Raw genomic sequence first — 20,340 nt, forward strand, 5'->3', positions numbered from 1 at the left:
CAAAAAAGCGAGGACTTTTCGTCTTCGCTTTCTTTAATATTCAAATTTTGGGAATTAGACTAACTTCTTTCTGATCCAACCAGAAATCCAGTCGATGATCACCACCATAATGATGATCCCTAGCAAAATGATACCAACACGGTCCCATTGACGATATTGCAAAGCAATAATCAATGGATAACCGATACCACCGGCACCTACCAAACCAAGGATAGATGCAGAACGAATGGAAACATCAAAACGATAAAGCGTATTTGAAATAAGTGCTGGCATCAAGTTAGGCAAAGTTGAGAACATGACCACATGAAACTTAGAACCACCGGCTGCAACAACAGCTTCATTTGGTCCGTCATCCAAGTTTTCAATTGCCTCTGAAAACAGCTTGGCAAGCATCCCCACCGAGTGGAAACCCAATGCCAAAACACCGGCTGCAGAGCCTGGACCCACAGCTTTAATGAACATCAAGGCTAAAACAATTTCTGGGAAAGAACGGATAATTGCCAAAACAATTTTACCAATTCTTGAAGTGTACCAGTGCTTATGCTTAGTGTGTGCTGCCCAAAAGGCAAATGGCAATGAAATAATTGCAGAAATAAATGTACCTAAGAATGCGATACAAATAGTTTGCCATAATTGCGAGATCAGATCTTCACCAGAGCCATTGTAAACGTATTTCCAATCCGGATGGAAAATCCCTGAGAAAATCGCTCCTGCAATCTGGCCAGCAGTTGCCTTGATCCCACCAAAGTTAATGCCAGTGAATGACCAAACAATAATGATGATTGTCACGATCGCAATCAGCCAATGCACTACTTGCTTCTTACGGTCAACGGGTTTAGCAGGTAATTTTTTCATAGTAGTATCCATTATCTCATTAACGCCTCCCGTGACTTAGATGAAACATAGTCGATTAAGACAACAACTACGATAATAACGATGATGATCGTACCAGTTTGAGCATAGTTGAAGACCTGCAAAGTCTGTTGCAAGTTCAAACCAATACCACCGGCACCGATATAACCAAGGACTGTTGATGCTCTGACATTGATTTCGAATGCATATAAAACATATGAAATGAAGTAAGTCATGATTTGTGGCAAAACTGCTTGGTGAATAATTTGTAATTTATTAGCACCTACTGCAGTTAAAGCTTCAATTGGACCTGGATCAATAGTTTCAATTGCTTCGTAGAACAGCTTAACAACCACACCAAAGGTGAAAACTGCCAAAGCCATGACACCGGCAACAGGACCGATACCAACAATAGCTACGAAAATCGCACCCAAAAGCAAGTCAGGAATAGTTCTGATGATGTTCATGATAAAACGAAGCACACCAGTCACTGCCTTGTTTTTAACAATATTACGTGCAATTAATAATGAATAAATAAATGCGATTACTGACCCAATGACGGTTCCCAAAACAGCCATTTTAATCGTTTCAATCAACTTAGGCCAAATAACACTCATATAGCCCCAATCTGGGTGAGACATTTGCACAAAAATATCCGCAAATTGATCCCAGTTTTGGAATAAAACAGAAATGTGCGTATTGGTTACATCAATTGAAATGAACAAGCCAGCGACCATGATGATGGTCCAAACCAAATTCATAATCTTGAATTTACGCTTAGGCAAATTCATTGCATCTTTTGTTTTAGGCATTATTCTGCCTCCTCGCTGCCGTCGCCACCATTATAAATATCAGTGAAGACAGACTTAGGAGTATCCTTCATCTTACCATCATAAACAACTTGACCAGCGCGAATACCAATTACACGTTCACCAAATTGTTGAGCCAATTCGATACTGTGCAAGTTGGCAACAACAGTCATGCCGTATTTTTCGTTCAACATCTTTAAGTCATTCATGACTCTGACTGATGTTTGTGGGTCAAGTGATGCAGTTGGTTCATCGGCCAAAATAATTTTAGGATTTTGCATCAAAACACGAGCAATCGCAACACGTTGTTGTTGACCACCAGATAACTCATCGGCACGAGCATAAACCTTGTCAGCCAAGTCAACTTTTTGCAAAGCCTCATAGGCCTTTTGTTTATCTTCTTTGCTAAATAAATTAAACGTGGTCTTCCAAGTTGGGTAATAAGCAACGCGGCCAACTAATACATTACGTAAAACGCTGGAACGCTTAACTAAGTTAAAGCTCTGGAAAATCATTCCGATATCACGGCGCAAGTTACGCAAGTTCTTACCTTTTGCCTGAGTAATTGACTTGCCGTCAATCAAAATATCGCCCGAACTGATATTGTGTAAACGATTGATGGAGCGAAGCAGAGTTGATTTACCTGCACCTGATAGACCAACTACTACAACGAATTCGCCCTTATTAATTGTTAAATTGATGTCCTTTAAACCGACAGTCCCATTGTCATAGATCTTAGAAACATCTTTTAATTGGATCATTGGCTTATCTGCCATTTAATCGCAGCTCCCTTAATTTGAATTATTATTTCTTAGTGGATTCAACCATCTTGTCATACTTACGAACAATGTTGAAGTCACTGTCCTTAGCGTAATCATAGCCTTCGTGGCTGTAGACACTTTCAATAACCTTACGGCCTTCCTTAGACTTACCAACAGCGATAAATGCCTTAGCAAGCTTCTTGCGGAATGACTTAGACATGCTTGGAATTACTGAAATAGTATCGTTTGGAATTGGCTTAGTGAAGTAAATTGGAACAACTTGACTCATAATCTTTGGGTTGTCCTTCAAAACAGTGTTACGTGCATCTTCAAAGACAAATGCTGCATCGGTGTCACCGTTCAATACGTTCAAAACAGCTTGGTCATGACCAGTTACAGTAACTAACTTAGAGTCCTTGGTTACATCCAAGCCCTTTTCCTTAAGTTCAGCAACTGGGAAAACGTAACCTGCAGATGAAGTTGGGTTTTGAACTGAGATTGACTTACCCTTCAAGTCCTTCCATGACTTAATCTTTGAACCCTTCTTAACAAGGATTTCGGCACGATAGTTCTTAACTAAATCCTTAGTTGCCTTACCGCCTGGTTGTTTAACGCCCCAACGTTCAGCTTGCAAAAGCAAATCAGCAGCGCCTTGCTTGTGAGCCAATACATAACCATCTGGTGGAAGGAAACCAACATCAACCTTCTTTGACTTCATAGCTTCTACAACAGTGTTGTAGTCAGTTGACATTGAAACGTGAACAGGAATACCTAATCTCTTTGAAAGCATCTTTTCAAGAGGCTTAGCACGAGCTTGCAACTTAGTTGCAGCTTGACTTGGTACAAATTGAATAGTTAATGACTTAGGAGTGTAGTTTTCCTTTGAACTACTGCTCTTACTTGAACATGCAGTTGCAACAACTGCAACAAGCATTGCCACAACGGCTACCAAGATTTTACGAAATCTTTTCATTGATTCCTCCATAAAACACAAAATAAACAAAAACAAACTTGACGCTAAAAAAGGCTTAATTACGAGTCGCTCAAAGACGACCAATAATTAAGCCTTTTTAAGAACGTTATTATTAAATAAACGAACAGAAAAAACATCTTCACGGGAGGAAGACTTTGCCACAGTAAGAAAAACGTTTTCAATTCTTTTAGCTTGTGCAAGCAATTTATCCCACTCTCCTTCAGTCATTCCACGTTCATTTTATAAAATGATACCAAAAGCATTCGTATTCTATCAAGCTTTTTGACTAATTTTTATAAAAAAAACGTTAAATGAGTATATTCACATCTAACGTCCATTCTTATAGGAATTAGTTCTTCTTCATTGTTGGTTTAACTGGGTTGTTAGCCATATCTGTCTTAACAATCAAAACATCAGCCAACGCATGTTGGTTAACATATTCAGTAACTGAACCCATAAGCATTCTTTCAACGGCATTCAAACCAGTTGCACCCATTACGATCAAATTGTTATGGTGGTCCTTAATGAAGTCGTAAGAAATAATCCGCTTAGGACTGCCATAACGAATGTGATAATCAACATCGTCAAAACCGAAGTTATCGTGAGCCCATTTCTTCAAACTCTTCAAGTATTCTTCAGAATCTTGAGTCATTTGGTAAATGGTATCTCCTGAAATCAAAGTGTCTTGCATTTCACCCATAAATTGACGCGTATCGATTACGTTCAATACATCAACATGAGCACCATCACGCAAACCAACTTTTACAGCCTTGTCAAAGGCTCTTTCAGCTGATTCTGAGCCATCAACTGGAACTAAAATGCTTTCTTTTCTTTTATCTGTCACGTTAATTCATCTCCTATAAATTGCACTAGTACTTACTCTTTATTTTAGCATAATTTTGAAAGCCGTTACTTTTTAATTGATTGTTTGCTTGAAGATTTGTTGCTAAAATAATATTCATGACATTCATTAACAGAAAGGGGAGAATTTTTTTGACTAAAAAATTAACTAATCAATTAATCGGCGTAACTAGTGGACGCAACTTCCGTGAACTTGGAGGTTATGAAACTTTATCCGGTAAAAAAATCAAGATGCACAAGTTGCTCAGAACCGGTAACTTAGCTGATCTTTCACCATTTGATAAGCAGTTTTTAACTGATTACGGCGTTAAATATGACGTGGACTTCAGAAGTAAAGAAGAAGTTGATAATCAACCCGATCGCGTGCCAGATGGTGTTGAATATATCTATGATCCCGTCTTCAGTGAGGACTTAACCAATTCATCCAAGAGTATCACTGACTTAGATACACAAGCACACGACGACGCTGATTTTGGCTTCAATCACATGCATTATGCTTACGAAGACATGATCGAAAGTGAACCTGCACAAAAGGCATATCGCAAGTTCTTCGATGTCTTGCTTGAAAATACGGTGGATAGCGAAAGTGTTATTTTCCACTGTACTGCAGGCAAGGATAGAACCGGCTTCGGTGCATTACTTGCATTATCTGCTCTTGGCGTACCACTAAATACGATTAAGAAAGACTATCTTTTAACCAACATCACTACCAAGGATTTCGTCGACAGTATGGTTGAACATGCCCGTCAAAATGGTAAAAATGAAAATGTGCTGCAATCGATTCGTGACATTCAGAGTGTCCGCAGTGAATACCTTGACCATGCTGTTAAAGTACTAAACGATGAATATGGCGGTATTAATAACTACCTACGCGATGTAATGAAGCTCTCAAGTGCAGACATCATGAAGTTGCGTAATATTTATCTTGAAGATTAGAAAAAGAAGGCTAAAAACTAGTCTTCTTTTTTCTTGCTAAATTTTTGCTCTAAAAAGGCATAAATCGCGCTAGGATCAGTAAAATTAAAAACTTCGCGCAATTCGTTGGCTGGCGTATTAGCCAAAAAATCCATCACTTGAGCTAATAATGTAGCTTGCCCATCTGGGTCATTATCTAAAAGCATGAATAAAAATTTAACTTCAATTGCTTGGCTAGGATTAATCATATTATGAAAAGTGACTGGCGTTTTCAGCGCAACCGGAGCAATCAGTCTCGTGTTAACAAACTCGCCCTCGGTGTGCGGAATCGCAATATTAGGAATATTTTTACCTAGTGTTGCAGTATCCAATCCCGTTGGAAAATTATGCTCTCTTTCGACAATATGGTTTAAAAAGTTTCCCTTAACATAGCCACTTTCGCGTAAATGCTCGTAAACTTCTTTAAAAACCAAATCTTGCTTAGTTTGATTAGAAATAAATACTGCATCAGGTGCAAAAAGATTTTGATTAGTCATTGGATTTTTCCTTCCTAATGTGGAATTAACATTTTCACCATAAGTTAACAAGACGTTTTTTTCAACCCAAAAGATGGTAAAGTTAAGGTAAATCATTTTTAAAGGGAGAAAAATATGGCAAAGACAAAAACTTTATACTTTGGTGCCGGTTGGTTCAACGAAAAGCAAAATAAGGCTTACAAAGAAGCAATGGAAGCTCTAAAGCAAAATCCTACCGTTGACTTAGAAAACAGCTATGTACCACTTGATAATCAATATAAGGGTATCCGCGTTGATGAACATCCTGAATACTTGCACGACATTGAATGGGCATCAGCTACCTACCATAACGACTTAGTAGGGATTAAGTCCAGCGACATCATGCTTGGCGTTTACTTGCCTGAAGAAGAAGATGTTGGTCTGGGAATGGAACTTGGCTATGCCCTTTCAAAAGGCAAGTATATCTTGTTGGTAATTCCTGATGAAGATTACGGTAAGCCAATCAACTTAATGAGCTGGGGTGTTTGCGATAACGCAATTAAGATCAGTGAATTAAAAGACTTCGACTTCAACCGCCCTCGTTACAACTTCTACGACGGCGCAGTTTATTAAAAAAATTAAGCAGACATACTAATATAGCTAAGCATAACTAAAACGACATCGCTAATTATCTAGCGGTGCCGTTTCTTTTTTCAGATTACCTAAATTCATCAAAAAAGATTCCAAGAACCTTTTCTAACTTTTAATCCTCAATTCTTTCTCTACCTTTTGGTCTTTGTTCTAATGGATCATATCCCAAATCTTCAATCTGCAATCTTTTTTCTTTAGCAGACATTTTTGATACTTCGTCCCAAAAATTAGTTTTTTCTTTTTTCATTTCAAGATTGCCATTAGGCTTTAGAATTAACACCACATTATCGCCTTTTTTAAACACCAGTACTTACTCCGATCACAACAGATAAAAATAATAGGAAAAATGATATTACATTTCATCAAAACTAATCAACTTGCACCCCACTTGTTCTGCCAGCTCCGTACATGAATCCGTAAAGCCTGACTTTGAAAACAAATAGTAATGCCTTTTAGCCACGCTAATCAAATTACTCAAATTAATTAATTTTTCCAAGACACTTCTAGGTATAGGCTCGTTTTTCCACTTACATTCACCGAAATATCCAACTAGATTATCTGCAGTCAGCCCCACTACATCTAATTCGACTTGCTTTTTCTCTTGCGGATCATTGCCCCACCAATTACCTAGATAAATAAACGGCATAGGGATAACTTCATCATCCTCATCATGATCCCACATGTAATTTTGAGCCAATTTTTCGAATTCCGGTCCCATGAAATTGTGTAAATCTTGTTTGATTACTTTCATTACCAATGAAGTTTGTCCTCGATCAATGGAACTCATATATTTACCCAAATATGTATACCAGAATCTAAACAAGCCATCTGCAATTTGATAGATTGTTTTACGTGATTTAGGCTTAGCCTGATCAGTTACCGGCACTTTGCGCTCAATAATGCCTAACTCAATTAAATTAGTAACGTTGCTAGTAACCAACGGCGTCGATAAATGAGCCTTAGTTGCAATATCATTAATCCTAGATGCCCCGCCTGCAATTGCATTAATAATTGAATTATAATTGGCTGGATCACGCAATTCTTGCTTCAATAAATTATTAGGTTCTTGAAAAAGTGGCGCGTTTACGTCCATAAAGTTTTCTTCAATATTTTCCCAAACATCTTTATCTTCTGACATATATGACAAATATAATGGAACGCCACCAGTAATCGTATTTAGAATAAAGGCCTCTTCTTTATCCATGTGTGGGAAATATTCTTGTGTCTCATGTAACGTAAATGGCTGTAATTTAAACTGAGCAGTTCTTCTGCCATACAAAGGACTCTTATAAGACAAAACCTGCTCTTCCATAAATGACATTGAAGAACCACATAGAATCAGAAATAAATTTGTTTGTTTAAATTCATGATCAATATAAGACTGTAGCATTGAACTAATTGCATGGACTGCATTAGCTAAGTATGGATATTCATCAATAACTAATACTATTCTTTCTTTTTGAGCCAATCGAGCAATTTCTCGAAAACAATTTTCAAAATTACCATAGTTTACACTGCTCAGACTATCTGGATCTTTAAAATGTTCGATTGCAGAAGAAAAGCGTTCAAGATTATAGAATTCATTTTCTTCTAGCCCGGTAAAGTAAATAGTTGGCTTATTTCTAACAAATTCGTTAATTAATGCTGTTTTTCCAATTTGTCTACGACCATAGATCGCTGCAAATTGAAATTTATCAGTTTGATACATTTTCTCTAATTTTGTAAGTTCTTTTTTTCGTCCAATAAACATTTGGTCACCATCTTCTAAATTATACTTTACTAAATTATAACTTACTAAATCGTAATTTACTAAAATATAATTTAGAATTTACAAATTAAAGTCAAAATTAAATGACCCTTCGCATACTTCATTCCAGCGAAGGGTCATTTCTTTGTTACGTATAAAAATTGCAACGATTGCTTACTTTAGCTTTCCCTTTCTAAGCTCATCGTGAGTAGTAATTGTCGTAAATCTAATCGTCTTCTTCGAATCGACTTTATAATAAACGACTAACAAATCATTTAAAATATGATATTCATTAAAACCAATCCACGGTTCATCTGTTAGTTTATGATCATAGTAAGGACCATTAGGATCGTTGATATTATCAAAATCATCTTTATTACTAGGTAGTTTTCCATCACGCTGAAGCAAAATCATAGTATATTTAAGTGTTTCTGTAGCGTCAGTTGCTTCATCATCGCTTAAATCAAAAATTTTCTTCAAATTAGCAAATCTTTTATCAAAAAGCTTAGTTGTCTTAATTTTATACATATTAAACCCCTAAGTTTTTGAAATATTCATCTAGATTATCTACTGTATTATCATCATCAGGAATTAACCCATTAACAATAGCTAACTCTTTAACCATCGCTTTTTTGCTTTCTTCATCAAAGCTTTTATTCTTATCTGGTACTACTTTTAAGCTAAACGGAACAGCTTGTTCCCTAGCTACACGAGTTACAAAAACATTAAGTAAAGCTGACGAGGTCAATCCCATTTTCTCAGCTGCCTGATTAAAAAGACTTTTAGTTTTTGCATCGACTTTAAAATTAATTGAAGCTGTTGTCATAATTATCCTCCTTATATATCTAATATACGCATAATATGTATTCATATTATATAAAGTGACAGCCTAGTAGGCAACAATAATGCTAAATACCAAACCTTTCTCAGCCAAAATTAAATGACCCTTCGCATACTTCATTCCAGCGAAGGGTCATTTCTTATTAATATTTATCATGTATGAAAGTCTTTCTTAATCCTAATCCAAGTGATTCATCAACTAGTTATTATTCTATGCCTACTAATAATTTCACGGCCTCTTATGTACATTAATATCACTTGACGATTATTGAACTACATTTTGTTTTCAATTTACGATGCCCAGTGGTATCACAAACCTTTCTATATATCTGACTTTCTACTCTCAAGTGCCCATCGGAACTCACCTGTCTCCTTTTACTTAAACTTATTTAAATATTTTTTATTTCTTAATTTCTTTACACTCATAATATAGCACATTTATTTTGAAATTGAAAGCGATTACATAAAATAATTATTTTATATTTTAGCAATACTTTCAAGTCATATTAAATAAACTCAATCTAATGAAAAACAAAAAGGCACCTAATGATTCCTTTTGCTATAATATTTTTTGGCGTTTGTGCCTTCCAATATCAAATCTTGCATTGGGAGGTGAACATATGCTAGATTTGTTTCTTCTTTTGTGGAGCTCGGTCTTAGCGCCACTTTTGGTGAATGCAGTTTCTTATGTCTTAAAGAAATTGTTTGATCAGCGGCTAGACAATGATCATAGCAAAAGGCGTAAAAATACTAGATTAGGCTTTAAAAGACATCACAAACGTCGCTAGCCTCAGCTAAAGCATTTAGCATATTTGATCTAAACTTTGGTGAAACAAAAAATCGTTACTCATTTGTCGACTTAGAGTAGCGATTTTTTTGTGTCTTAATCTCTCGCATATGCAAGATGTTTCTTCTTCTGTATTATTATACTACCATGATTTCTTATTTTTTTCTATAATTTAGTGGTATTTGTAAGTGTCAGTATTTCCGCAATACTTTCAACTTTCCAAAAGAAACATTATCTTCCCGTATGATTCTTGCAATTGTTGACTAAGTTGTATGTGCACTTTTAGCTAATCCTGTTTGTATTAGTCCTGCTTTTTTCCTGCTTCTAACGAAGTATATGCAGTTTCCAATTTATCCTTTTCTGATTATTTTACATGCTCTTTGAATGTTAGTACTTACTTTACTTCTTAAAACGTCATCCACCTGTAACCAATGCACTTAACTTTTTTGCTATAAAATTTGGTTGAACGAAAAAAATCGTTACTCATTTGTCCGATTAGAGTAGCGACTTTTTTGCATCTTGTTTTTCTTGCGTATGCAAGTTGTTCTTTTATCTATAGCTGTATAATATCATGCTTTTCTACTTTTAGCTAGCATAGAAATTGATGATTTATTTTTATTAGGTCTGTATGAACTTCAAAAAGTCAATAAGACATATTCTGAAAAACTATGCAGCTAACACGTAGCTTTTTCAGGTAGAAAAATCCCGCCTACTTTAGTAGACGAGATCCATGAAATAATATTAATATTCCTCTTCAGTAAGGGTACAAACTATTTAATTAAAAATCGTTACTTAAAAAGTACTAGTAATTGACTGATTCCCATCTGGCATAGTAAATTCCTCCTCGTATGTATAATACCTACTTTACTATTATTAATTGTATACTATTTGCCAAAATTTAGGGGTCAAAAAATAGCCCTCAATCTAATGAGGACTATTTAAAACTAGACTAACAAATTAAGCCTTATAACGTGATTCACCATTCAAGTAAGTTTCACTTAAGGTCAAATCTGGATTCAAAATCAAGAAGTCGGCATCCTTATCTGGTGCGATTGTACCGCAATTGTCCAAGATATGGGCACTCTTAGCAGGAACATAACTAGCCATCATCACTGCCTTTTCTGGAGTAACGATATTCCAGTCAACTACATTCTTAACGGCTTGCTTCAATTGCAAGATAGATCCAGCCAAATTGTCGCCGTCCTTAAGACGAGCCATGCCATCTTTTACATAGACTGGCAATTCACCCAACATGTAGTCGCCATCTGGCATCATGCCAGCTTCCATACAATCAGTGATCAAGGCAATGTGTTCTGGACCAACGGCATTAATCAAAGTCTTAGCCATACATGGTTGCACATGGTGGCCATCACAGATTAATTCATCGGTCACATTATTAAGTGCCATTGCCGCATTAGAAATTGATGGCGTATGGTGGCTTGGATCAGGCATCCCGTTAAAGGTATGAGTAAACATGGTTGCACCTGCTTCAATGCCTGCGACCGCTTCTTCAAAACTAGCGCTTGAGTGACCCAAAACAACTACTATGCCTTCTTTAACAGCTTCACGAATAAATTCTTTGGAGCCTTTTCTTTCAGGAGCCATTGAGATCTTCTTCAGCATCCCGTTAGAAGCGTCCAGCCACTTGTTAAATTCATTAATATCGGGATCCATCATGTACTTAGGATTTTCAGCTCCAGCATGTTCTTCCGTGAAGAATGGTCCTTCAAAGTGAATCCCTTGAATCTTTGCCCCTTCTTCTCGTCCTTGATGGTCCGCAAACATCTTACAAATTCTAGTTAAGGTATCGCTTGCGGCAGTGATCGTTGTTGGCATCCATGAAGTAACCCCAGCACTAAGCAAGCCCTTAGAGATCTTATTGATGCCTTCCCAGTCACTCTTCATTACATCTTCTCGCAATGAGCCGTGAATGTGGGTGTCAACTAATCCTGGTGCAACCCATTTGCCAGCATAATCGACAATCTCACCTTCTGGCTTTTTGCTTTCTGGATAGAAAAAGCCAAACTTGCCATTATCTTGAACTTCAAGATAGCCGCCGTTTTCTGTTCTGTTTTCTAAGAAAAATTTATCTGCATGAATGTAATAAGTCATAAATATCTTCTTTCTTTATATGTCTAAATCGTAATTGTTAATTTAATTATATCTAACAAAATTGGTAAATACCAGTTTTAGTACAATTGCTTAAGAAGTTTTTTGATTTTTAGTTATAATATAAGGTAGCAAGTTTAAATAGGAAGAATAAATATGACACAAAACCAAATAGAAAGACATCAACTAGGCCAACTTATCGGTGCCAACAAACGTGATCATTATTATGAACTTCACTACTCCACCGGCGATATTGCTCGTCTTTATATTTTAGCTGACGGGATCTTCAGATATTTTCTCGATCCAGCTAAGAAGTTTGACGAGAATCACTCATCTTTTGTTGACCTGTCTCAATTCAACAATGACTATTTTGAAAAATCACAGCCTAAGGCAACCAGCGATTCCTTAATCATTAAGTCTGGCAATTATCAACTTATTTTCCAACAAAAGCCAGCCGTAATGAGCATCTTTGACGAGACGCTGCACCGCAATCGTTTGGTTCAGCTGAGTCCACTTGAATTAGGCAATGATCAAACTACCGAAATTTTGAAGCAACACAAGAATGAATTTTACTTTGGTGGCGGGATGCAGAACGGCTACTTCAGTCATAAAGGTGAAATCATTTCAATCAAGCGCGACAAGATTACCGGTAAAGGCGGCGTTTTGACCCAAGTGCCATTCTTCTGGGCTAACTCCGGCTTTGGTGAATTGCGCAATACTGAGAGTGCTGGCAATTATGACTTTGGTAAAAGCAATCCGGATGCCACTATCTTGAAGCACGACACCAACATGTTTGATACCTTTTATCTATTAGGTAATTCACCCAAAAATATTTTGGCAAAGTATTACATGTTAACGGGTAAGCCACTGATGCCACCTAAATATGCACTAGGATTAGGTCATGTTGGCAACTTTTTAACTACCTTATGGCAACCTGGTGAAGCTAAGGAACGTAATGCTGTCATGTTTGAAGACGGTAATTATTACACCAGAACTAACAAGCCAGAAGATGCTAGTGGCAAAGGTTCCTTGAACGGCGAAGAAGAATATCAATTCTCAGCACGGGCAATGGTTGATCGCTACCAGAAGCAGCATTTTAAATTAAGTTGGATCGTGCCTAACTATGATGTGCAAGAAATCAACGAAGAAGCCATGGCTAGCTTCAGTGAATACGCCGCTATACATGACGTTAGCGCTGGTCTTTGGAGTCAAAACAACACACCGAAGGCTTCACCTGATACCACCTTTATTCAAACGGACACAACCGATCCAAAAGTATTGAAAAATGATGCGCTAATTTTACGCAACAATTTGAAGCGTAAGCGGCCATTGATTTTCTCTAATACTGGTATTGCTGGTAGTCAAAATAGAACAATGCTAGCCTTTGGTGACATTGGCGGCAACTGGGAAAACATTCCAACACAAGTTGCTGGCTTTTTGGGGGCTAGCCTTTCGGGCCAGCCTTTAGTTGGTAGCGCCGTTGACGGTACCGCTGGCGGTGGTAATGCTCAAATTGCCATTCGTGATTTTGAATGGAAGGCATTTACCCCAATCCTGTTCAACTTAGACGATCAAGGTAAATTTAGTAAGACCCCATTTGCTTACAATAGTAAGATGACGCAAATCAATCGCGCCTATTTAAAACTACGTGAGCAATTGCAGACTTACTTATATACCCTAATCTACCGCGCTCAAGTCGGTGAGCCAATCTTGCGGCCATTATTCTTGGAATTTCCACATGAACAAGTCAACTACACCCCACAGGTGGGCCATGAATTTATGTTAGGGCCTAACTTGTTGATTTCGCCAATTGTTAACGGTCGCGAAGATGGTAATGGAAATTCAAGAAAAGACAACCTTTACTTGCCTAACCACAGAACAATGTGGGTTGACTTATTTGATGGCAAAAAGTACTTGGGCGGACGCGTTTATAATAAGCAGTCTTACCCATCCTGGCATTTACCAGTATTTGTACGAGGCGGAGCTATTTTTGACCTCGGCGAACGCAACTATGTCCTCTACCCTCAAGGCAAGAGTAAAATGGTTACTTACGATGATAATGGCTACAACGACTATTCAAGAAACCATGTAGCTACACAAATCACGAGTGATTTAGAAGCAAGCAAATTGACGATCACCATCGACCCAACTCAAGGCGATTTCAATACTTTCCAAACGGAAAGCACTACCAACTTGAACATCATGTGTGACGGTTATCCTGATGGTTTGACTGTTAAAATCAACGACAAGGAAATTCCAATGCAAGAGTACGGTACCGTTGATACATTTGCCCATGCTAAGGAGGGCTTCTTCTTTAACACAAATTACAGCTGGATGCCTGAGTTTGATCAATACCAAGAAAAGAAGCAAACTGCTCTACAAATTAAGTTAGCTAAACGCGATATTACCGATTCTAAGATTGAGATTACGATCAGAAACTTCAGATATGGCAATGAAACTTTGGTTCACGCTATTACGGATTCACTGTTGCGTTCACCAAAACAACCAATGGTTGATCCAGACAAGATTAGCTCTCATTCATTAACAGTAGTTTGGCCGCAATTAACCGACCAAGTTCAAATCGAAGTTAACGGCATTTTACATGATGGCATTGATGGTAATTCATTTACTTTCCATGAACTAGTGCCAAATACCCGCTACACCCTGCGTTTGCGTTATGTAGCTGGCAACAAAGTTTCAGAATGGTCAGATCCGTTTGGCGCAATTACCAAGCCCGATCCAATGAACTATGCAATTAATGACATTCATGTCACGAGCAGTCTAGCTAGTCCTAAGGATCACCCAATTGATTACTTGACTGATCTAAAATTAGCCAGTGAATGGGAAACTATTGATGGTGTTAGTGAAGACAAGCCACTTGAATTAACCTTTACGTTTAATCATTTGGAACACTTGAGTCGAATGGTCTGGGTACCTAGAAAGATTGATCACCAAGGCGATCCTGTTGAAGTTAGTGTCGAGCTTTCAAGCGATGGCGTTAACTTTAAGCCATACGGCGATCACTTGACTTGGAAGTCTGATAGCAAGAATAAGGTTGTTGGCTTAAGAAATGTCGATGCCAAAGCTATTAGATTAAAGGTTTACAAGTCATCTGGACCATTTGTAGCTGCTAAGGAAGTTATTTTCTTTAGAGATAAAAAGTAAATGATTCTAATAAAAAAGAGTTCTCGTGCGAGAACTCTTTTTTTCTACGTAAAGTCAAGCATAATAAGGTGTTTGGCTTTACGTAGAAAAAACCTCCAAAACTTAGTAGTAAAACGTATTTACTTAAGAAATCAGATCTAATTTTCTAAACTCGACATCTAAGTCTCCACATTCTTCGAAGAGACTATTGAAAACTTAAGTAAAACTGCCAGTTTATTATGCGACATCAAGTGTCTAAAGACCTCAGGGCATATCGTTTTACTACTACTTTAATTCTACAAAAGAATAAAAATAGTGAATCAATTATCCCGTCGGATAACTAATTCACTATTTAGCTTAGAATGTTTATTATCTTATTTTCCACTTTTCTTCATGCGATGCTTCTTAATCAATGACGAAATCCATCCGCTAAGAAAAAATAGAGAAATCAGCACAAATTGTGCATCAATCGAATAAGCAAATAGCTTAAAGTTAAGAACCAGCGTAATGATTAGCCACACGCAGTACACCGCTTCAAAAGGCATAATCATTCGGTCAATTTTTCTATTCTTGACGATAGTGTGATAGATATTGTCATTAGGGTTAGAAGATTTTTTATGCTTCACATAATTCGCCCCACTCACTCTTTAGCCATTCCATTGCCAAGTTGAACCAGTGCGCCGCATGCGGATTATCCTGCCAATCTTGACCCTTAGTTTCCACATTGTGACGAGCCAATGAAAAGCCGTGGTAGCCATGATTAAACAAATGAGCTTCTGCTGAAACCTTATTCTTATTCAAAGCACCAATATATTCAATCGAATTTCCGATCAAAACCACCGGATCATCCCATGCCTGGAAAATAAATGTATCGGGCGTTTCACGTGTAACACCTAATGCACTATCCAAAATATCTTCCTCTACAGGCATTTTTGCTTTTTGATCTTCTGGAATCGGAAAACCAATCTTTTTAATATCAATCAGCGGATAGCCTAAGATTGTCTTATTAGGTAAAACATCAGTCTTATCAAAATCATACTTTGTCTGATAATTTTTATTTAAAGCCATGTTATTAGCTACACTGACCACATGACCACCAGCAGAAAAGCCAACTGTTAAAATCTTATCTTTATCTAACTGATACTCATCAGCGTGGTCTCTGAAATATTTCACAGTACTTAGAACATCTAACCCCGCATCAGGGTAAATTTTGTCTGGATCTTGCACTAAGTTATATTCCATCACAACACTATTAAAGCCCTGATTATTGAATGCTAATGCTATTGGTTCGCCTTCTCTTTTTGATAAGTGATTAAAGCTGCCACCTGGTACTACAATAGCTAGCGGGCGCTTTTGCTCAACCAATTCAGGATTAGGCTCTAGTACATACGTATGAACTTGATATTCACGATTATTAAAGTTAGCCAGCGTCAGATTTTCTACTCTCATGTTTTGGTCCTTTCTTGCTCATTCCTCTTGATAGCATAAATGATGATAGTGGCACTGTTAATATAACCCCAATCAAAGAATACATGATAATTAACGCTTCATTTACAAAAAGTTTTTCGTTTAAGACCTCGCCAATCGTGTAATGCAAGCGGAAATACCATAAGAATAATGATAAAAAACTACCGAACATCCCAAATAAAATCGTGTTCATTGCTGTACCCAAAACATCATTACCAATAGCCGTACCAGAAGCCATCAACTCTTCTTCACCGATAGCAGGATTATGCTTTTTGATTTCTAGCAAACCTGAACTCATCGCTACCGCGGCTTCCGCGATTGCACCCAAAGTTGAGAAAATCGCCACTGTCACGGCAATCATCGGATAACTCAAGCCCGGCATCTGCGACAAGCCAACCAATAACTCTCCTGCCTCTGGTCCTAGTCCTGCAGCTTGAGCCAGGTATTGACAACCCAAAATAAAGAGGCTAATAATCAAACACACTAAGAAGGAAGAATAAAATGAATTCTTTGCTACCGTATAGTCATGAGTGCCTAAAAAGATAATCGTAACTAGCTTTAAAGGAATAAAAATCAGCGTCAAAATTGCAATGTTAATTCCCCATGATATTAGCATCGCCACTAAGATCAATAGAATCGTATTAATTAGTACACTAAAAAAACTACGAATTCCAGTTTCACCACCGACGATTGTCATTAAAATCGCTAAGACAACGATCAATGCAAATAATGTACTCATTTATTCTCACCTTCTTTTTTAAACAAACTCTTCCAATCGCGTTTTTTCAAGAAGAACAAACTGCATCCTATCGCAAAAATAACCGTCAGAACAATTCCGATTGCCGAAATCACACTTTGCGTTGCCCCCAGCGACAGAGTAAAGCCAAAAGTTGAAGCTAAAGTATTATTATCACGCAAGTACAAAATAGTTTCTGGCAGCGCACCGGCAATAAAAATTAAGACCAAGACATTAATCAACGGTCCCATAATTTCTTGCCCCATCGTTCGACCACTATGAATCAACTGTCTTATCGTAATATTATTTTTAGTTTGAATTAATTCATACAAACTAGAAATAATATCGGTCGCCTCATCCATTACTGCACCTAGAATTCCAATCAAAGTCTGAGCTAAAAACAAGCCTCGTGGATCTTGCGTTGCATAGTCACCGGTCTCATATTTCATTTCCGATTCACCCGTTAACCTCATGATCACGTAGCACAAGGCAAAAGAAACAAATACTCCTAGCAGCGTTGCCAACCAAGTCGCCAACATTTTTTTATTCAAGCCCTGCACAATGAGCAAGCTAAAGAATGAAAAGACGATATCAGCTAAGCCAAACAGCAAAATAATGTGGGCGCCATTCAAATGCACATCCCAAATGATAATCAAATAAAAGATCAGCCACGAAATTACCATTGACACAACCAGCGAGAGTGAGTGCTTCCCTACTGCAGCCACCATCAATGCTAAAGTGATTGTCACTACCAAAACTAACACCCAATCACGCTTAGGATTAACGATCGCTGGATCACCCTTCTTGATATTGACAAAAATTCTCTGACCTGCACGATACTTTTGCGTCGTCAATTGCGAAGGATAATACACGTTTTTAGTCGTGTAAGTTTCGCCCTTGTGCTTACCCGATAAAACTTTTAAGTGCAAAATTTGTTGGCGAGTTTCATCCGCATTTTTATACACATCTTCACTTTTTTCAATCAAAGTATCCTTGATCTTGCTATCGGTAATCACGGCAACGTCGTCCTTGTGGTAAATATCAGTGGCAAAATAGGACAAGACCGTCAATAATGCTCCTACAATTGCCACGATAACTGCTATCGTATAGCGCTTTTTCCATTTAAATTTCATTACTTCTACTTCCTATTAATTGTTATACGCCTACTGTAAAACAAAAGCTGGCCTTTTGTTAGGTCAGCTCTTGATTCTTAATCAATTTGTTTAAAACTTAAAGATTTTTTGCCACCAGTGTTCCTTTTGGTCCGTTAATTGCATATCTTCTAGCGTACGGTGAACATTTGAAGTAGCCCGCTTCTTGGCATTTTCCTTTGCCTTAGACATAATCTCGTCATGCATTTGTTCTTGACTCTTATTCATGTCTTTTTTAACTTCAGCGCGCTTTTCTTCTTCACTCTTCGGTTTAGGTTCATCCGCACTCACAATTCCAGAAATATCTGGCAAAGCCGCAAACTTATCTAAATCATCTTGTGGTGCAGCTAATTGCTTTTGTGCTTCAATTAAATCTTGATTTTGCTTTTGAATGACATTCAATTGCTTCTGCAAAGAATTAATTGCCTCATTTTGATTAGAAATTGTCTTTTGCAAAGTGTTAAGCAACTTAACCACCTGCTCAGTATCCATTACATCGGTACTGTTATAAGCGGGCTTAGGAGCTGGTTCTTTAGTTTCAGGTTTCTTTTCACTAACAGCATAGATTTGACGAGCGGCTTCTTGCAAAGTTAAGCCACTATTTTTAGATAAACGGTGAAAAGCCTTTAAGTCATCAATATCTTTTTGATGATACAGACGAGCCTTTTGCTTAGTCCGAGCAAAATAGTCGATCTTGCCGGTCACCTTCTCCACGATTAAAGAATACTTTCTTAACGTGGCAACACTAATTCCTAATTCTTGTGCAGCTGCCTTAGGTGCAGCCAATTCTTCAAAATCATGCTTGTTAGTCGTCATTAAAATCTACCTCTATATTTTTGGCGTTAGTCATGCTTGTGAAGCAAAGTCTTTTTATGATCAAAACGGTCCATTCCTGCTTCAATTAAGCGAGTAATCAATTCGCTGTAAGGAACACCTGCTTCTTCAAATAGCTTAGGATACATACTAATATTAGTAAAGCCTGGCAAAGCATTAACTTCAGTCAAGACCACCTTGCCACCTGGAGTAAGCATTGAGTCAATTCTTGACATGCCGCTGCTTTCGGTAACTTCATAAACTTTACGGGCATTGCTTCTTACAGTATCGATAATTTCTTGTGGTAAATCTGCTGGAATTTGCAACTTAGAAGTTGAATTGTCATTATATTTATTCTCATAAGTATAGAATGAGCCTTTAGCATTGGTAATTTGTCCAACACCTGCTACAATCGGCTTGTCGTTACCCAAAACGGCAGTTTCAACTTCAGTACCAGGAACGGTTTCTTCAACTAAGACTTTATCGTCATATTTGAATGCTTCCTTTAAAGCGGCAGCATATTCATCGGCATTAGTTACATGACTAACCCCAACTGATGAGCCTTGGTTAGATGGCTTAACAAACATGTCGCGGCCTAATTTTTCGGCTACTTTTTCATAGTCAAGCTTATCGTTATTCTTATCGTTGTATTCAAAACGCTTAATTGAAATCCAATCAGCGACTGGAACACCAACTCTTTGAGCTAAAATCTTAGTAAATTCCTTATCCATGGTAACAGCAGCACCTAAGACGTCGTCACCAACAAATGGCTTATCCATCAAGCGGAACAAACCTTGTAAAACACCGTCTTCGCCTAAGTTACCGTGAACAATTGGGAAGAAAACATCGATTTCTGGCAAGTTTTCTAATTCAATTAAGTTAGAAATGTTGTTAACCTTATGTGGGTTCTTAACTTGGTATGAAGGATCATCTAAAACCTTGAAGCTTTCTTCTTCATTAGCAAAGTAGCCTTCATTAGTGATCCAAATTGGGTGCACATCAAACTTATCTTTGTCGATTGCCTTATAGATGTTATGGCCTGAAACAATTGATACTTCATATTCTGATGAATTACCACCAAAAATCAAACCAACTTGTAATTTTTTAGTCATTATTTTATACCTCTTTTAAATGTTCCAATCTTTAATTATACGCAAAGAATACCAGAAAAGCGCAAAATAGTGGAATATTTTTCACTAAAGCCTTTTCATTGGTTATAGTTTATAATGA

General features: G+C 37.4%; 22 protein-coding genes. 4 read left to right on the forward strand and 18 right to left on the reverse strand.

The genetic code is table 11. The features are described 5' to 3' along the window. Positions 1–54: 54 nt before the first annotated feature. The 6 genes from phnE (CP363_RS00485) to CP363_RS00510 all read right to left on the reverse strand — a co-directional run bounded on the left by phnE (CP363_RS00485) (position 55) and on the right by CP363_RS00510 (position 4,239). Positions 55–867: a phosphonate ABC transporter, permease protein PhnE gene (gene phnE, locus CP363_RS00485; protein ID WP_013085700.1), complete on the reverse strand. Its 813-nt coding sequence runs from the start codon at positions 865–867 to the stop codon at positions 55–57. Continuing rightward, entirely contained in the window at positions 867–1,664 is a 798-nt protein-coding gene (gene phnE / locus CP363_RS00490) for a phosphonate ABC transporter, permease protein PhnE (RefSeq protein WP_023487961.1), read from the reverse strand. The genes phnE (CP363_RS00485) and phnE (CP363_RS00490) overlap by 1 nt, the downstream gene beginning before the upstream one ends. After that, positions 1,664–2,437, reverse strand: coding sequence for a phosphonate ABC transporter ATP-binding protein (phnC, locus tag CP363_RS00495; RefSeq protein WP_005727467.1), 774 nt, complete (start codon positions 2,435–2,437; stop codon positions 1,664–1,666). The genes phnE (CP363_RS00490) and phnC overlap by 1 nt, the downstream gene beginning before the upstream one ends. Before the next feature lie 28 nt (positions 2,438–2,465). Beyond that, positions 2,466–3,395, reverse strand: coding sequence for a phosphate/phosphite/phosphonate ABC transporter substrate-binding protein (locus CP363_RS00500; protein WP_098035686.1), 930 nt, complete (start codon positions 3,393–3,395; stop codon positions 2,466–2,468). A gap of 87 nt (positions 3,396–3,482) precedes the next feature. Beyond that, complete coding sequence (locus CP363_RS10765; RefSeq protein ID WP_089145672.1) at positions 3,483–3,623, reverse strand: hypothetical protein; 141 nt, start codon at positions 3,621–3,623, stop codon at positions 3,483–3,485. A gap of 121 nt (positions 3,624–3,744) precedes the next feature. Further along, on the reverse strand, positions 3,745–4,239 hold the full coding sequence (locus CP363_RS00510; RefSeq protein ID WP_005727469.1) for a universal stress protein: 495 nt from the start codon (positions 4,237–4,239) through the stop codon (positions 3,745–3,747). Between the two features lie 149 nt (positions 4,240–4,388). On the opposite strand from CP363_RS00510, the gene CP363_RS00515 reads away from it, so the two are divergent. Next, on the forward strand, positions 4,389–5,192 hold the full coding sequence (locus CP363_RS00515) for a tyrosine-protein phosphatase (RefSeq protein WP_057726812.1): 804 nt from the start codon (positions 4,389–4,391) through the stop codon (positions 5,190–5,192). Positions 5,193–5,209: 17 nt separating this feature from the next. Here CP363_RS00515 and CP363_RS00520 read toward each other — a convergent pair whose 3' ends face one another. Beyond that, positions 5,210–5,707 carry a PTS sugar transporter subunit IIA gene (locus tag CP363_RS00520; protein ID WP_089146816.1) on the reverse strand — a complete coding sequence of 166 codons (498 nt, stop codon included), beginning with the start codon at positions 5,705–5,707 and terminating at the stop codon, positions 5,210–5,212. Between the two features lie 114 nt (positions 5,708–5,821). Here CP363_RS00520 and CP363_RS00525 point away from each other — a divergent pair, with 114 nt between their 5' ends. Next, a complete protein-coding gene (locus CP363_RS00525; protein ID WP_005721703.1) occupies positions 5,822–6,298 on the forward strand; it encodes a nucleoside 2-deoxyribosyltransferase in 477 nt (158 codons plus the stop codon). Between the two features lie 130 nt (positions 6,299–6,428). On the opposite strand, the gene CP363_RS00530 is transcribed toward CP363_RS00525, so the two are convergent. The 4 genes from CP363_RS00530 to CP363_RS00545 all read right to left on the reverse strand — a co-directional run bounded on the left by CP363_RS00530 (position 6,429) and on the right by CP363_RS00545 (position 8,889). Beyond that, positions 6,429–6,620 carry a hypothetical protein gene (locus tag CP363_RS00530; RefSeq protein WP_098035687.1) on the reverse strand — a complete coding sequence of 64 codons (192 nt, stop codon included), beginning with the start codon at positions 6,618–6,620 and terminating at the stop codon, positions 6,429–6,431. A gap of 48 nt (positions 6,621–6,668) precedes the next feature. After that, positions 6,669–8,066, reverse strand: coding sequence for an ATP-binding protein (locus CP363_RS00535; RefSeq protein WP_098035688.1), 1,398 nt, complete (start codon positions 8,064–8,066; stop codon positions 6,669–6,671). A 171-nt stretch (positions 8,067–8,237) separates the two neighbouring features. Further along, positions 8,238–8,591: a type II toxin-antitoxin system YafQ family toxin gene (locus CP363_RS00540; protein WP_013085691.1), complete on the reverse strand. Its 354-nt coding sequence runs from the start codon at positions 8,589–8,591 to the stop codon at positions 8,238–8,240. Position 8,592: 1 nt separating this feature from the next. Further along, entirely contained in the window at positions 8,593–8,889 is a 297-nt protein-coding gene (locus CP363_RS00545) for a type II toxin-antitoxin system RelB/DinJ family antitoxin (RefSeq protein WP_013085690.1), read from the reverse strand. 634 nt (positions 8,890–9,523) lie between these two features. Between CP363_RS00545 and CP363_RS10770 the strand changes: the two genes are divergently transcribed. After that, positions 9,524–9,691 carry a hypothetical protein gene (locus CP363_RS10770; protein ID WP_179210800.1) on the forward strand — a complete coding sequence of 56 codons (168 nt, stop codon included), beginning with the start codon at positions 9,524–9,526 and terminating at the stop codon, positions 9,689–9,691. 956 nt (positions 9,692–10,647) lie between these two features. Here the strand turns inward: CP363_RS10770 and nagA are convergent. Next, complete coding sequence (gene nagA, locus CP363_RS00550) at positions 10,648–11,802, reverse strand: N-acetylglucosamine-6-phosphate deacetylase (RefSeq protein ID WP_098035689.1); 1,155 nt, start codon at positions 11,800–11,802, stop codon at positions 10,648–10,650. A 153-nt stretch (positions 11,803–11,955) separates the two neighbouring features. On the opposite strand from nagA, the gene CP363_RS00555 reads away from it, so the two are divergent. Then, positions 11,956–14,964, forward strand: coding sequence for a TIM-barrel domain-containing protein (locus CP363_RS00555; RefSeq protein WP_065990530.1), 3,009 nt, complete (start codon positions 11,956–11,958; stop codon positions 14,962–14,964). Positions 14,965–15,317: 353 nt separating this feature from the next. Here the strand turns inward: CP363_RS00555 and CP363_RS00560 are convergent, their stop codons facing one another. From CP363_RS00560 to CP363_RS00585, 6 genes are all read right to left on the reverse strand, one after another. Beyond that, positions 15,318–15,569, reverse strand: coding sequence for a tRNA-modifying protein (locus CP363_RS00560; protein WP_233187120.1), 252 nt, complete (start codon positions 15,567–15,569; stop codon positions 15,318–15,320). Next, a complete protein-coding gene (locus CP363_RS00565) occupies positions 15,559–16,392 on the reverse strand; it encodes an alpha/beta hydrolase (RefSeq protein ID WP_089142978.1) in 834 nt (277 codons plus the stop codon). The genes CP363_RS00560 and CP363_RS00565 overlap by 11 nt, the downstream gene beginning before the upstream one ends. Continuing rightward, the gene (locus tag CP363_RS00570; RefSeq protein WP_057726930.1) at positions 16,364–17,149 is read right to left on the reverse strand and encodes a YibE/F family protein; all 786 of its coding nucleotides are present in this window, start codon (positions 17,147–17,149) and stop codon (positions 16,364–16,366) included. Before CP363_RS00570 ends, CP363_RS00565 begins: the two co-directional genes overlap by 29 nt. After that, positions 17,146–18,279 (reverse strand): YibE/F family protein, encoded by a 1,134-nt coding sequence (locus tag CP363_RS00575; protein ID WP_098035691.1) that lies wholly within the window; start codon positions 18,277–18,279, stop codon positions 17,146–17,148. The genes CP363_RS00570 and CP363_RS00575 overlap by 4 nt, the downstream gene beginning before the upstream one ends. A gap of 90 nt (positions 18,280–18,369) precedes the next feature. Beyond that, positions 18,370–19,113, reverse strand: coding sequence for a MerR family transcriptional regulator (locus tag CP363_RS00580; RefSeq protein WP_089142977.1), 744 nt, complete (start codon positions 19,111–19,113; stop codon positions 18,370–18,372). Between the two features lie 26 nt (positions 19,114–19,139). Next, positions 19,140–20,222, reverse strand: coding sequence for a D-alanine--D-alanine ligase family protein (locus tag CP363_RS00585; protein ID WP_089142976.1), 1,083 nt, complete (start codon positions 20,220–20,222; stop codon positions 19,140–19,142). Positions 20,223–20,340: the final 118 nt, after the last annotated feature.

It is taken from the genome of Lactobacillus sp. UMNPBX12 (genome assembly GCF_002553955.1).
In the GTDB taxonomy this organism is placed as follows: domain Bacteria; phylum Bacillota; class Bacilli; order Lactobacillales; family Lactobacillaceae; genus Lactobacillus; species Lactobacillus crispatus.

Coding starts and splice junctions, on each gene's coding strand:
- phnE (WP_013085700.1), bottom strand. CDS start 867: ATGGATACTACTATGAAAAAATTACCTGCTAAACCCGTTGACCGTAAG.
- phnE (WP_023487961.1), bottom strand. CDS start 1,664: ATGCCTAAAACAAAAGATGCAATGAATTTGCCTAAGCGTAAATTCAAG.
- phnC (WP_005727467.1), bottom strand. CDS start 2,437: ATGGCAGATAAGCCAATGATCCAATTAAAAGATGTTTCTAAGATCTAT.
- CP363_RS00500 (WP_098035686.1), bottom strand. CDS start 3,395: ATGAAAAGATTTCGTAAAATCTTGGTAGCCGTTGTGGCAATGCTTGTT.
- CP363_RS10765 (WP_089145672.1), bottom strand. CDS start 3,623: ATGACTGAAGGAGAGTGGGATAAATTGCTTGCACAAGCTAAAAGAATT.
- CP363_RS00520 (WP_089146816.1), bottom strand. CDS start 5,707: ATGACTAATCAAAATCTTTTTGCACCTGATGCAGTATTTATTTCTAAT.
- CP363_RS00525 (WP_005721703.1), top strand. CDS start 5,822: ATGGCAAAGACAAAAACTTTATACTTTGGTGCCGGTTGGTTCAACGAA.
- CP363_RS00535 (WP_098035688.1), bottom strand. CDS start 8,066: ATGTTTATTGGACGAAAAAAAGAACTTACAAAATTAGAGAAAATGTAT.
- CP363_RS00540 (WP_013085691.1), bottom strand. CDS start 8,591: ATGTATAAAATTAAGACAACTAAGCTTTTTGATAAAAGATTTGCTAAT.
- CP363_RS00545 (WP_013085690.1), bottom strand. CDS start 8,889: ATGACAACAGCTTCAATTAATTTTAAAGTCGATGCAAAAACTAAAAGT.
- CP363_RS10770 (WP_179210800.1), top strand. CDS start 9,524: ATGCTAGATTTGTTTCTTCTTTTGTGGAGCTCGGTCTTAGCGCCACTT.
- nagA (WP_098035689.1), bottom strand. CDS start 11,802: ATGACTTATTACATTCATGCAGATAAATTTTTCTTAGAAAACAGAACA.
- CP363_RS00555 (WP_065990530.1), top strand. CDS start 11,956: ATGACACAAAACCAAATAGAAAGACATCAACTAGGCCAACTTATCGGT.
- CP363_RS00565 (WP_089142978.1), bottom strand. CDS start 16,392: ATGAGAGTAGAAAATCTGACGCTGGCTAACTTTAATAATCGTGAATAT.
- CP363_RS00570 (WP_057726930.1), bottom strand. CDS start 17,149: ATGAGTACATTATTTGCATTGATCGTTGTCTTAGCGATTTTAATGACA.
- CP363_RS00575 (WP_098035691.1), bottom strand. CDS start 18,279: ATGAAATTTAAATGGAAAAAGCGCTATACGATAGCAGTTATCGTGGCA.
- CP363_RS00580 (WP_089142977.1), bottom strand. CDS start 19,113: ATGACGACTAACAAGCATGATTTTGAAGAATTGGCTGCACCTAAGGCA.
- CP363_RS00585 (WP_089142976.1), bottom strand. CDS start 20,222: ATGACTAAAAAATTACAAGTTGGTTTGATTTTTGGTGGTAATTCATCA.